This window comes from Flavobacterium bernardetii, from assembly GCF_011305415.1.
GTDB classification, from domain to species: Bacteria; Bacteroidota; Bacteroidia; order Flavobacteriales; family Flavobacteriaceae; genus Flavobacterium; species Flavobacterium bernardetii.
In genome coordinates this window covers 265226-277702 of sequence record NZ_JAANOQ010000005.1, presented here as the reverse complement: position 1 = coordinate 277702, position 12477 = coordinate 265226, and the positions used below count along the sequence as shown (strand labels likewise).

The 12477-nt window shown below is 32.4% G+C and carries 9 protein-coding genes; 2 read left to right on the top strand and 7 right to left on the bottom strand.

Translation table 11 applies throughout. From position 1 onward, the window contains the following. The 5 genes from G6N05_RS11040 to G6N05_RS11020 form a co-directional block, all read right to left on the bottom strand. Complete coding sequence (locus G6N05_RS11040) at window positions 1-1710, bottom strand: VWA domain-containing protein (protein WP_166128775.1); 1710 nt, start codon at window positions 1708-1710, stop codon at window positions 1-3. Further along, window positions 1710-2711 carry a vWA domain-containing protein gene (locus tag G6N05_RS11035; RefSeq protein ID WP_166128771.1) on the bottom strand — a complete coding sequence of 334 codons (1002 nt, stop codon included), beginning with the start codon at window positions 2709-2711 and terminating at the stop codon, window positions 1710-1712. The genes G6N05_RS11040 and G6N05_RS11035 overlap by 1 nt, the downstream gene beginning before the upstream one ends. Further along, window positions 2704-4413: a BatD family protein gene (locus tag G6N05_RS11030; protein WP_166128767.1), complete on the bottom strand. Its 1710-nt coding sequence runs from the start codon at window positions 4411-4413 to the stop codon at window positions 2704-2706. The genes G6N05_RS11035 and G6N05_RS11030 overlap by 8 nt, the downstream gene beginning before the upstream one ends. After that, window positions 4413-5279, bottom strand: coding sequence for a DUF58 domain-containing protein (locus G6N05_RS11025; RefSeq protein WP_166128762.1), 867 nt, complete (start codon window positions 5277-5279; stop codon window positions 4413-4415). Before G6N05_RS11025 ends, G6N05_RS11030 begins: the two co-directional genes overlap by 1 nt. Before the next feature lie 83 nt (window positions 5280-5362). Beyond that, on the bottom strand, window positions 5363-6367 hold the full coding sequence (locus G6N05_RS11020) for an AAA family ATPase (RefSeq protein WP_166128757.1): 1005 nt from the start codon (window positions 6365-6367) through the stop codon (window positions 5363-5365). Between the two features lie 168 nt (window positions 6368-6535). On the opposite strand from G6N05_RS11020, the gene G6N05_RS11015 reads away from it, so the two are divergent. After that, window positions 6536-7666 (top strand): ATP-binding protein, encoded by a 1131-nt coding sequence (locus G6N05_RS11015; protein ID WP_166128753.1) that lies wholly within the window; start codon window positions 6536-6538, stop codon window positions 7664-7666. Between the two features lie 4 nt (window positions 7667-7670). On the opposite strand, the gene G6N05_RS11010 is transcribed toward G6N05_RS11015, so the two are convergent. Both G6N05_RS11010 and G6N05_RS11005 read right to left on the bottom strand, forming a co-directional pair. Further along, complete coding sequence (locus tag G6N05_RS11010) at window positions 7671-8195, bottom strand: hypothetical protein (protein WP_166128750.1); 525 nt, start codon at window positions 8193-8195, stop codon at window positions 7671-7673. 22 nt (window positions 8196-8217) lie between these two features. Then, window positions 8218-8895 (bottom strand): SCO family protein, encoded by a 678-nt coding sequence (locus G6N05_RS11005; RefSeq protein WP_166128913.1) that lies wholly within the window; start codon window positions 8893-8895, stop codon window positions 8218-8220. A 109-nt stretch (window positions 8896-9004) separates the two neighbouring features. On the opposite strand from G6N05_RS11005, the gene G6N05_RS11000 reads away from it, so the two are divergent. Continuing rightward, window positions 9005-12397, top strand: a complete 3393-nt coding sequence (locus G6N05_RS11000; protein WP_166128746.1) for a T9SS type A sorting domain-containing protein — start codon at window positions 9005-9007, stop codon at window positions 12395-12397. Window positions 12398-12477 lie beyond the last annotated feature (80 nt).

The following is a 12477-nucleotide window of genomic DNA, read 5'->3' as shown; positions in this document are numbered from 1 at the left end:
TTACCAATCTTTTTCTGAAACTTTTGTATTCGTCTTTGTTTTATTTGCGTTTATTTTTTCTTGTACTTTCTTTTCATCATTCCCAATCGCTTTTAAAACATTATCCATGCGTTGCTTGTTGGCGTTTGGTTTCTTTTTATTCTCCCCATCTCTCTTCTCCTTATCTCCTTTTTTCTCCTTGTCTTTTTTATTCTCCCCTTCTCCTTTTTTCTCCTTATCCTCTTTGTTTTTTCCTTTTTCCTTATCGTCTTTTTTATCTTTGTTCTTGTTTTTAGGCTTTGGTTTTGGCGGATTTTTTTCTAACAATTTCTTAGCTAAAGCTAGATTATATCTCGTTTGTTCGTCTTTAGAATTTGCTTTTAATGCCTTTTTATAAGATTCAACAGCCGATTTATAATTCTTATCTTGCATGTACGCATTTCCTAAATTGTGAAAGGCTTTGTGTTTTTCGATATCCGTTTTAGCAAGTTCTGAAGCGTTTTTATAATTCGTAATCGCTTCGCTATATTTTTTATTTTTATAAATCGTGTTACCTAAATTGTATTCCGCTTTTTCTTTTTGAGCTTTTTCCTTAGATTTTACGATGCGTAATTGCTTTTCTTTTTGCTGCGAATTCATCGTTTTCTCTTGTGCAAAAGTAGTTCCGGAAACAAAAATAAATACTAAAACCAAGTTAAACTTTTTAGAAGTCAACCATTTTTTAGCGTGAAATCCTTTGAAATCCTGATTCACCATAAAGAAATCAATCAATAACAATAAAAAGGCAATGCCTAAAAACCACTGAAATTGCGATTGTTTTTGCGCCAATTGTTGGGCTTTAAATTCTTGTTGTTCTACGTTAGATAAAGCACTTTTTATATTAGAAACCGCTTTTGAAATCTGGTTTTCGTACACATAAGTTCCTTTAGATTCCGAAGCAATTTTTTGTAAAACCTCATCGTTTAATTTTGTGATTACAACTTGTCCGTTTTGGTCTTTTTTAACTTGTTGAAATCCGAATTCGTCCAGATATTCAATATTTCCACCATTTGTTGTTCCGATTCCAACCGTAATAATTTTAACGTTTTTGCCTTTGGTTAATTTCGACACATCAAAATTCGCGTTTTCATGATCTTCCCCATCCGAAAACAAAATAATTGCTTTTCCAGAGGTTGGATTATCGAAGAAATCGACACTTGTTTGCACCGCGCTTTCAATAGCTGTTCCTTGTGAGGAAATCAAATCGGTATTGACACTTTGCGTAAACATCTTTGCTAATTCATAATCAGTTGTCATTGGTAAAACCGGATATGCACTTCCAGCATATGCTACAATTCCGATTCTATCACTTCCAATAGAGTTGATAATTTGCGTGATAATTTGTTTAGTTTTTTCTAATCGATCAGGTGCAACATCTTTACACAACATACTTTTCGAGACATCGATAGCGAAAACAATTTCCACACCTTTTGCGTTAACCGTTTCGACTTTCGAACCTAATTTCGGATTCACTAAAGCTAAAACAATAAAAAACACAGCCATTAATTGAAGTGTGAATTTTAATCGTTGTTTTTGGTTGGAAGCATTAACAAGTAATTTTTGAATGGCTTTTTCGGTACCAAATTCCGCTTGTTTTTCCGTTTGCCATTTGACATACTTATTTTGTGCTACTAAACCAATTGGGATCAGCAACAGCAAAATAAAATAATATGGATTTTCAAATTCAAACATTAAATAAAACTTTTAAATAGGGTGCGACTCAAAATCATTTCCAAAGCCAATAAAAACAGACCGATTAACAACCATGGTCGAAATTGCTCATCAAACATCATAAATCTGTTTTCTGTAATTTTAGATTTTTCTAATCTGTCAATTTCATCGTAAATCGCTTCTAACTTCTTATTATCCGTAGCTCTAAAGTATTTCCCGTTGGTAATTGTTGCAATTTCTTGCATTAATTTTTCGTCAATTTCTACTTTTTGTGGTTGAAAAACGATGTTTCCATTCGCGTCTTTTGCTACTGGAAAATTCGCCATTCCGTTCGTTCCTACTCCAACTGTATAGACTTTAATTCCGTACGTTTTAGCAATTTCTGCGGCTGAAATCGGATCTAAACTTCCTAAATTATTCACACCATCAGTTAATAAAATAATAATTTTAGATTTCGTTTTACTGTCTTTTAATCGGTTAATTGCTGTGGCTAAACCAATACCAATTGCGGTTCCGTCTTGCAAAACCATTCCGTTATATTGTACTTCTTTTAGTGAATTTAATAACATTGCTTTATCTGAAGTAACAGGTGTTCTGGTATAACTTTCCCCAGCGTAAACTACCAAGCCCATTCTGTCATTCGTTCTTTTTTGAATAAAGTTGTAAGCTACTTCTTTAATCGCTTCTAGTCTATTGGGTTTAAAATCCGTGGCCAACATACTTCCCGAAACATCGGTCGCAATTACGATATCAATTCCGCTGGTGTTATCTGTGTAACTCGATTTTTGAGTATTTCTTGGTCGCGCCAAAGCGATAATGATAAAACCTAAAGCCAATAATTTCAATACGTACAAAAACGGTCGCAACTTAATTAAAAGCGATTTTTTTGTGGACAAACCTTCAATTGTGCTCATTTTTATAGCGACTTCCTGCTGGTTTTTGATAAAATAATGCCAATAGAACGCTATTGGAATCACCAACAACAACCATAAAAAATGCGGATGCATAAAACTACTACTCATCTTCTTCTTGGTTTAGTTGTTCTAGGCTATTAGTGACACGTTCTATAAAATTTTTAGCAAATTTATCTTTGGCTTCATGTGTAATTCTTACAGTTTGTAAACCATAATTATCCGAAATAAAAACAGTTAAAAAGCGCATTTGCTTCGTTTCAGAGCCTTCATTGATTTCATAAGTTCCTTCTAAAATATCACCAGAAAGGTCTTTTACGTTTTTAAATTTTCTGGCTGTAGTTTTGATATTTTTCGCTTGTTCTTGCATTAAACTTTCTAATTCTGAATCAAAAATTACTTTTAAATCGGATTTTATAGAATCTGTATATGCTACGGTACGCAAAGAAATTGACAATTTATCTGATACTTTTTGCCATGAAAACTGCGAAATACTCCTAATATTCGGATTTTTACTTTCAATTAAATCACGAACTAAAAATTCAGGTGTTTCAATTTGTAAGATGGGTAATCCGTATTCGGAAACCATCCATTCTTTTTTCAAGTAATAATCAGCGTCTTTTCCGTTGATTTTCGCATTGCAATAATTCGTTACATTTTCCCATCCGAAATAGAAAACTACAGAAACAATCGACACCAAAAACGTGACAATAAATGCTGTTTGTCTAATATTTTTATATTTATGCTGTTTTTGTTCTTCGGCTAATTTAGCGAATGCGAAACGTTGTTCTTCGGCAGATGTTGGTAATGTATTATGAAAAACAATAATAATGTTTTCAGATATTTTTTTATCTGAATTTTGCTCTTCATTAGATATAGAAATCTTTGCGAATTTTACTAAATCCGCTTTATTGAATAAGGTTTCTGTTTTAGCAATCGTGGTTTCTGAAATTTCGAATTGTTTTTCTGCAACGGCAGTTTTCAACTTGAAAATAAATTGTTCGGTTGTGCTTTCTAAAGCAGAAAATTCGAGTGTTTTTTCAAAATACGATTTAATAATTTGTGTTAAACTTGAATAATAAGCTTTCGAATCGGACTGATTATCTAGTTCTGAAAATTGTAAAAAAGCTTTATTGTAAGGCGAAATGTAAGATTCAGATTTCTTTTTGTTTCGATGTTTTACTCGTAGTATTAGATAGAAAATTCCAGCTATTATAAAAGCTATCAATCCACCTAGAAGCACTTCATTATCTGTTAGTTCTGGAGTTTGTTGTGTTTGTTCTAATTGAATTACCTCATCTTCTTTGATGTCGTGCATTTTCTGTTTCGTCGTGTCAACAGCTACATCTATGACAGAAATTTCAATGCTTTCGGAATTAATTTTCTTTTTATTTACGACAACTTCTAACGACGGAATTTTATATTTTCCGGCATCAAATTGTGTTAAATTGTATTTTTTTATCCATTCAATTTGATTAGCATTTTTAATTTTTTCTGGCGGAAAAGATTGTACCACTTCAAATTTTCCAATAGAATCTAAATCGGGAAAAACGACCAAATCCTTTTTGTTTACTTTTGTTTTTAAAGACAACTGAATTTGTTCGCCAATTTTGATTTCTTTTTTGGATACCGAAGTGCCAACCGTTTGAGAAAATCCAGAAAAAAAACTGAATAGAAAAATCAGTAAAGCAAAAGTTCTAGATTCGTCACTTCGAGTGCGAAGCGTATCGAGAAGTTTTGCTTCGCTTCTCTTCGCAAAAAACACTCGAACTGACGATTTTAATTTCGCTTTTGAAGTTACAAACCTTCTCATTACGTTCTACTTTTAAAATAGGTTAATAATTTTGTTACGTAACTTTCGTTCGTTTCGGTTTCTACCAAACCGGCAGAGCATTTGCTAAACATATTTTGACAGTTTTCTACTTTCGAAATATAATTTTTTTCGTACGCCAATCTTGTTTCTGAAGTTTGGGTATCGATCCAAACCAATTCACCTGTTTCGGCATCTTGCATTTGAATAATCCCAACATTTGGTAAGCTTTTTTCACGCGCATCGTAAATTCTAATTCCAGTTACATCGTGTTTTTTGGATGCGATTTGTAACGGTTTTTGGAAATCAGATGTCATAAAATCGGAAATTACAAACACAATGGCGCGTTTTTTAATCACACTTGATAAGAATTCTAAAGCACCAGAAACATTGGTTTTTTGACTTTTTGGATGAAATTCAATCAGTTCACGTATGATTCGTAACACGTGAGATTTTCCTTTTTTGGGTGGAATAAACAATTCGATTTCATCGGTAAATAAAATCAAACCAATTTTATCATTGTTTTGCGTGGCTGAAAAAGCTAAAGTTGCGGCAATTTCAGTCACAATATCTTTTTTATTCTGTTCCGATGTTCCAAAGTTTTGAGAACCAGAGCAATCGACCATTAACATCATGGTTAGTTCGCGTTCTTCTTCGAAAATCTTAACAAAAGCATCGTTATTTCTAGCGGAAACATTCCAATCAATTGCTCTAAAATCGTCACCGTATTGGTATTGTCGCACTTCTGAGAAAGTCATACCCCGCCCTTTAAACGACGTGTGGTATTGCCCCGAGAAAATATGATTGCTCAATCTTCGGGTTTTGATTTCAATTTTCTTGACTTTCTTAAGTAACTCTTTGGTTTCCATTTTAGTTTTCAGTCTCAGTTTTCAGTCTCAGTTTTCAGTCTCAGCACAAAAACTGTAAACTGCGACTGCGACTGTAAACTACTTTAAGGTACTTGAACCTGATTTAAAACTTTATTGATAATGTCTTCTGAAGTAATGTTTTCGGCTTCGGCTTCATACGTAATTCCGATTCTGTGACGTAAGACATCGTGAACCACGGCGCGAACATCTTCTGGAATGACATAACCTCTACGTTTGATAAAAGCATAACATTTCGCGGCTAACGCTAAATTGATACTTCCACGAGGCGAAGCTCCGAAACTAATTAAAGGTTTTAAACTTTCTAAACGGTATTTTTCTGGATAACGCGTGGCGAAAACAATATCTAAGATATATTTTTCGATTTTCTCATCCATGTAAACTTCTTTTACCGTTTCCTGCGCTTTGATAATTTGAGCAATACTTACTACTGGATTAATTGTAGCTGCACTTTCTTTCAAACTGTTGCGAATAATTAATTGCTCTTCTTCCATTTTCGGATAATCGACGATGGTTTTTAGCATAAATCTATCGACTTGCGCTTCAGGTAACGGATAGGTTCCCTCCTGCTCGACTGGATTTTGTGTTGCTAAAACTAAAAACGGATTGTCTAATTTATATGTCGTTTCCCCAATCGTAACTTGTTTTTCTTGCATCGCTTCTAACAACGCCGATTGCACTTTGGCTGGCGCTCTGTTGATCTCATCTGCTAAAACAAAATTCGCGAATATTGGGCCTTTTTTAACGGTGAATTCGTTTTCTTTGAAATTATAGACCATCGTTCCTACTACATCTGCGGGAAGTAAATCTGGTGTAAATTGAATTCTGTGGAAACTTCCGTGAACGGCTTTTGAAAGTGTATTGATCACTAACGTTTTGGCTAAACCAGGCATTCCTTCTAACAAAACGTGACCTTGACCTAATAAACCAATCAATAATCGTTCAATCATGGATTTCTGACCCACAATAACTTTGCTTAATTCGGAAGTCAATAAATCTATAAAAGCGCTTTCTTTTTCGATCTTTTCGTTGATAGCACTTATGTCGATACTTGTATTATTTTCTTGCATTTGATTTGGTTTAATTCGGGTGTAAATTTTAAAAAAATACTTTAACAATGCAAGTTGGAATATAAAAATATTTTTTGTTGTTAATTGTCCGTTAAATTATAGTGAAAAGGTGAAACTTTAGTGAATAATTAAGAAAATGTTGTTATTTTTAATAAAAATTAAATCTTTATGATTAATAAACGACTTCTTATTAAAAATTTATTGGCTCATAATAACGAAAACAGTTTTTATGATAAAAAGCGCCAATTAAATTTGCATTCCAAAGAAGGAAAAGGGAAGTTTTTAAAACATATTTGCGCGCTTTCAAATTCCAATCCGTTTAACAATTCGTACATTGTGGTTGGCGTGGAAGATGATGATAATGAAATTGTGGGTGATGATTTTTTTGATGACAGTCGCATTCAGAATTTAGTCAATGCCTATTTAGAAAATCCACCAAAAATAACCTACGATAACATTCCATTTCCAAATTTACCGAAGGAAAAAGTAGTAGGTTTGGTTACGATAAAACCCAAAAACAAGGTTTCTTTTTTTAAGAAAAATATTTATACAATTTTTACGGGTGCTACTTTTATTCGAATTGGTAGTAATACACAACCTACAGAAGAAAAAATTTCAGCTTCAAAATCCAATGTGGAAACGGTAATTAGTATTGAAAATAATTCGAGAAACAGTATTCAGCATACGTTAGATGGCGTGTTGGATTTTATCACGGTTCGACACAAAGATTTAGACAATCAATATCAGGTTTTTAAAGAAAATTTTGTGGTGTGTTGGGCTGGGAAAAAAAATGTGGTTCGAAATGAAACCTATTATTCTCGGGTTGATATTGAATTGGTAAACGAACAAATTAAACTATTTTATTCCAATCAAGATGAAGTGATTGTGAGTTATGATGAAGATAGTTTTACGATTACCGAATATGTGAAATTAGGCTTAAATGACAAAACCAGTTATTATCCATTAGAAAAATTAACGTTCTATTTTTACGATAATGGATATTATAAAATGGAAACACAAATGTTGTTTGAACCGCCACAATACAACAAGAAATTACTGCATCATATTTATAATTCGGTATTAATTACGATTGAAAAATTACACAAAAACAAAGAAGTTCCAGAAATGGAAGTGTTGCGAATTCCGCACACTTTAATGATTTGCTATTTGAACGATTTTAGAGAAGCCAAACACAAATTGATTGAAGCCAAAAGTGTTTTAAAAGCCTATAAAAATCCGTTAGCATATATTTATTTTAAAGAAAGTTTGAGGATTTTGAGGAAGATGAAATATAATTGATTTGTTACCAATCTGGATTCATTTTATTTATTGAAGTTTTAGGATGTACTTTTACATATTTTGAAAAAAAGCCACCTCCATTAGCGCTTGGTACTGAATAAGTAATTAGAGAATCTTTATTAAGAAAAATAATTTCATATTCACTTAAATTATAAGCTCCTTGAAATTTATATTTGTACTTCATATGAGATTTACCTTTCTTTTTACCATAAAAACCCATCTCTGCTTTTTTTGGGTTAAAATCAAAGCTTTCCTCATAGTCTAAATATCTTCCAATCTTTCCGTTACTATAAAAAACCAAATAATTTTGTCTCACTTCTGAAGATTCATGGATTTTACCTAAACCTTTAGCTTTTTCTATTTTATAGAAACCATTAAAAATCTCTAAACTGTCTTCCAAAATATATTTTTCTTTATATGGTGATAATCCAATTGTAGTAAAACGTGGCTTTTTAAACTCGTTTTTCGTAGGAAAACAGGAAATTAAAACCAAAAAAACTGAAAGAAGTATTAGTGCCTTTTTTACCATGATTTAAAAATGTTTTTAATAACTAATCTTTTTCAGATAAATACTCAATATCTTCCAATAACTGGGTTAGATTTTTTTCGTCTTTTACGTTTTTGTCGATATTTAAACCGTTGTAAAAACCTCTAATTCTACCTTTTTGATCGACTAAAACAAAATTTTCAGTATGAACCATATCGTACATTTCTTCTGGTTTTCCTGTTTTTACTACCAAATACGATTGACGTGCAATTTTATAAATTTCGTTTTGATTTCCGGTAACTAAATTCCATTTTGAATCGATAACACCTTTTTCTGTAGCGTATTTTTTCAATACTTCAACCGTATCTTCATCAGGAAAAACAGAGTGAGAAAGCAATTTTACTTTCGGATTGTCTTTAATTTTATCTTGTAACCAAACCATATTATCCGTCATTTTCGGACAAATCGTCTGGCAAGTTGTAAAAAAGAAATCGGCTACATAAATTTTTCCTTCATAATCTTTATTTGTAACCTTTTTTCCGTTTTGATTTGTAAAGGCAAAAGGTGCAATTTTATGATTATATCCAATGTGTTGTACTAAAGAATCCACCAACTCAGGATTTACATCTCTAGGCATAATTATGGGTAAATTTTTTCTATTAATTAAACTATAAATAGAAAAAAAAATTACAGCTAATAAACTTATGAAGAAAATTGTAAAAATTTTATTTTTAAACATCATGAAAAATTTAGCTGCAAAAGTATAAAAAGTTGGTGTTAGAACTAAGTTTTTTAACATTTCTTAAAAAATAATTTAGTAAGTTTGCGTAACCTAAAAAACTACTAACATAATGAAAAACACCTACTTAACCTTATTATTTCTTTTTTCAGCTGTTGGATTTTCCCAATACAATCCAACTGCACCATGGAAAAATTCAACTTCAAATTCAAAAAGCACCAACTTTCAAAATGAAGTTGATGCGTTTAATGAATATTGGAAAACCCATAACAAAAACATCAAAGGAAGCGGTTACAAGCCTTTCAAAAGATGGGAAAGTTTTTACGAAAATCAATTAAACCCTGATGGAACAATTGTTACACCTCAACAACTTTGGGCAGCATGGGAAGAAAAAAACAATGCGAAAGCATATAGAACTAATAGTGCCATGGCATTACCGCCAAGTAACTGGCAACCTGTTGGCCCTTTTTCTCATACAAATACTGGTTCTTGGTCTTCTGGTCAAGGAAGAACAAGTGCCGTTGCTGTTGATCCATCAAATCCAAATATTATTTATGTTGGTTCGCCAGCTGGAGGGATTTGGAAATCAACCAATTCTGGTTCTACTTGGACTCCATTAGCTGATCAATTACCACAAATAGGTGTGTCAGGGATTGCTGTTGACCACACCAACTCTAACACGATTTTTATTGCTATTGGTGATAAAGATGCTTCTAATACGTATTCTATTGGCGTTTTAAAATCTACTGATGGTGGGTTAAATTGGGGAACAACTGGATTAGTTTTCGCTGGAACAGGAAATCAAGCTGGAGATTTAATCATGCATCCAACAAATAATCAAATAATTTTATGTGCTACATCAGCTGGTTTATATAAAACTATAGATGGAGGAACAACTTGGGCAGTGGAACAAGCTGGAGATTTTTCTCAAGGATCAGTACGTTTTAAACCAAATGACCCAACGGTTGTATATGCAACTACAAATAATCAATTTTTCAAGTCAACTAATACAGCAGATACTTTTACAAATATTACAACTGGATTATCAGCTGCAGGCTCAACAAGTAGAATGATTTTAGATGTAACACCTGCTGATAATAATTATGTTTACGTTTTAAGTATATCGAATGGGGGAGCATTAAACGGATTGAATGGAATTTATCGTTCTACAAATAGTGGAACTTCTTTTACTGCTACTCAAACCACAACAGATATATTAGAATCTGGACAAGGTGGGTATGATTTAGCTTTAGGGGTTTCTGACACCAATAAAGATTTGGTTTTTACAGGTTGTTTAAATGTTTGGAAATCAATAAATGGTGGAACTGCAGTAACGAAAGTAAACAATTGGAGTAGTCCAACTTCAGCAACTTATACACACGCTGATATTCATCATTTACAATATATTAATGGAAAATTGTTTTGTTTAAGTGATGGTGGTATTTATGCTAGTACTAATAACGGAACGAGTTTTACAGATTTAACTGCAGGGCTTCAAATAGGTCAGTTTTATAAAATTTCTGTTTCTAAAACATCATCAGGTAAAATGGTTGGTGGGCTACAAGATAATGGTGGTTATGCTTTTAGTAATGCTGCTTGGAAAAATTATTATGGCGCTGATGGTATGGATACAGCTGTGAGTCAATCAAACAGTAATTTATACTATGGATTTATTCAAAATGGTTCTTCTATGTATATTTCTAATAATGCTGGAAATGGAATTACAGGAAGTGTTGGTTCTCCTGGTGGTCTTGATGGAAATTGGGTAACACCTCTAAGAGGTGATAGTCAAGGAAATATGTATTCTGGATTTAATGGATTATATAAATTAGTAACAGGTGGTTGGGTACTACAAAACACAAATTCTGTAGGATCTACTAACTTAGAACTTATTTCTATCGACCCTTCTAATGACAATATAATTTACGTAGCAAATGGTAGTTCTTTATACAAAAGTATCAATGCTGGAGTTACTTTTTCTCTAGCTTCAACTGCTGCGTCAACAATTACAAGTATTTGTGTTCATTCTTCTAATAGTAATATTGTTTATATTACAAGAAGTGGAACTGGCGGTCAAGCAATGATTTCTAATAACGGTGGAACAACATTTACAAACATTGCAACTGGTTTACCTGCAATTGCTAAAAATTGTATTGTACATCAAGCTCGAAACACTGATAATCCTTTATATGTTGCTACTTCTTTAGGTGTATATTATAAAGACGATACAATGACAACTTGGCAACCATTTGACACGAATTTACCAAATGTTTCTGTAACCGATTTAGAAATTAATTTAGAAGATGCTAAAATAATTGCTGCAACTTATGGTCGTGGTATTTGGCAAACTGATATTCCAATTCAAATTCCTGCAACGGATGTAAAATTTATTTCAGTAAATAATCCGACCCTAAACATTAACTGCGGTGCTTCGGTTACACCACAAATAGTAGTAAAAAATGGAGGCACAAATGCAATAACATCTGTAACTGTTAATTACACTGTTGATGCTACACCTTACACCTTCAATTGGTCTGGAAATATTGCAGCTTCTCAAAATCAAAACATTGATTTACCTGCAGTTACTACGACCAGAGGTGTTCATAATTTAAACTTCAATATCACTACAACAGGTGATGCTTATGCTGACAATAATACTGGAACCTCAACTTTTTACACAAATGATACTGGTGTAGTTGGTTTGGTTAATACTTTTACCGCTGCTTCAGATGAATTACTAGTTATTTCTGATGGCGCAGGTTGGGTAAGAGGAAATAGAACAGGCGATGTATTACAAACTTCTGGAAACCCAGCATACTTAACAAGTTTATCAGGAAATTATTCAGATTCTTCAAAATCATATTTAGTTTCTCAATGTTACAATTTATCAAATGTTTCAAACCCTCAAATTAGTTTCAAATTGGCTTACGATTTAGAATTAAATTGGGATGTTGCTTATGTAGAATATTCTACAGACTTAGGAGCTACTTGGAGCGTTTTAGGAACAATGGGGGCTGGTTGGTATAACAGTAATAGAACTCCTCAAACAACAGGATCAGATTGTAACGATTGTGTTGGCGCACAGTGGACAGGAACAAATACAACATTTAATACCTATTCATATGGTTTATCAGCTTTAAATACTCAAACAAATATCATTTTTAGAGTAGTTTTTATTGCTGATGGAGGCGTGAATCAATTAGGAATAAAATTAGATGACTTTGTAATTAGTGGTGTTTTATCTGCAAGTGCTTTTGAAGCGAATCAAATTGCTGTTTTCCCAAATCCTTCAACAGGTATTTTTAATATCGCTTTCGGTAATTTAAATCCAAATAAAATTGAAGTTTATGACATTACTGGAAAATTAATTATGAAAAAAGACAGTTTAGAAGTAAGTGGTAATAATCAAACTAATATTGATTTATCAAATACCTCAAACGGTGTTTATTTTGTGAAAATTTCAACTGAAAATAATACTATTACAAAAAGAATAATTAAAAACTAAAACATATAAAATCGTTTTATCTTCTGGCATATTTTACGATATGTCTATTAAGATAAAACGATTTTTCATTTCAAAAAACT

What these genes read in the sequence shown, in the direction of transcription:
- G6N05_RS11040 (WP_166128775.1), bottom strand. Translation starts at nt 1,710, where the DNA reads ATGTTTGAATTTGAAAATCCATATTATTTTATTTTGCTGTTGCTGATC.
- G6N05_RS11035 (WP_166128771.1), bottom strand. Translation starts at nt 2,711, where the DNA reads ATGAGTAGTAGTTTTATGCATCCGCATTTTTTATGGTTGTTGTTGGTG.
- G6N05_RS11030 (WP_166128767.1), bottom strand. Translation starts at nt 4,413, where the DNA reads ATGAGAAGGTTTGTAACTTCAAAAGCGAAATTAAAATCGTCAGTTCGA.
- G6N05_RS11025 (WP_166128762.1), bottom strand. Translation starts at nt 5,279, where the DNA reads ATGGAAACCAAAGAGTTACTTAAGAAAGTCAAGAAAATTGAAATCAAA.
- G6N05_RS11020 (WP_166128757.1), bottom strand. Translation starts at nt 6,367, where the DNA reads ATGCAAGAAAATAATACAAGTATCGACATAAGTGCTATCAACGAAAAG.
- G6N05_RS11015 (WP_166128753.1), top strand. Translation starts at nt 6,536, where the DNA reads ATGATTAATAAACGACTTCTTATTAAAAATTTATTGGCTCATAATAAC.
- G6N05_RS11010 (WP_166128750.1), bottom strand. Translation starts at nt 8,195, where the DNA reads ATGGTAAAAAAGGCACTAATACTTCTTTCAGTTTTTTTGGTTTTAATT.
- G6N05_RS11005 (WP_166128913.1), bottom strand. Translation starts at nt 8,895, where the DNA reads ATGATGTTTAAAAATAAAATTTTTACAATTTTCTTCATAAGTTTATTA.
- G6N05_RS11000 (WP_166128746.1), top strand. Translation starts at nt 9,005, where the DNA reads ATGAAAAACACCTACTTAACCTTATTATTTCTTTTTTCAGCTGTTGGA.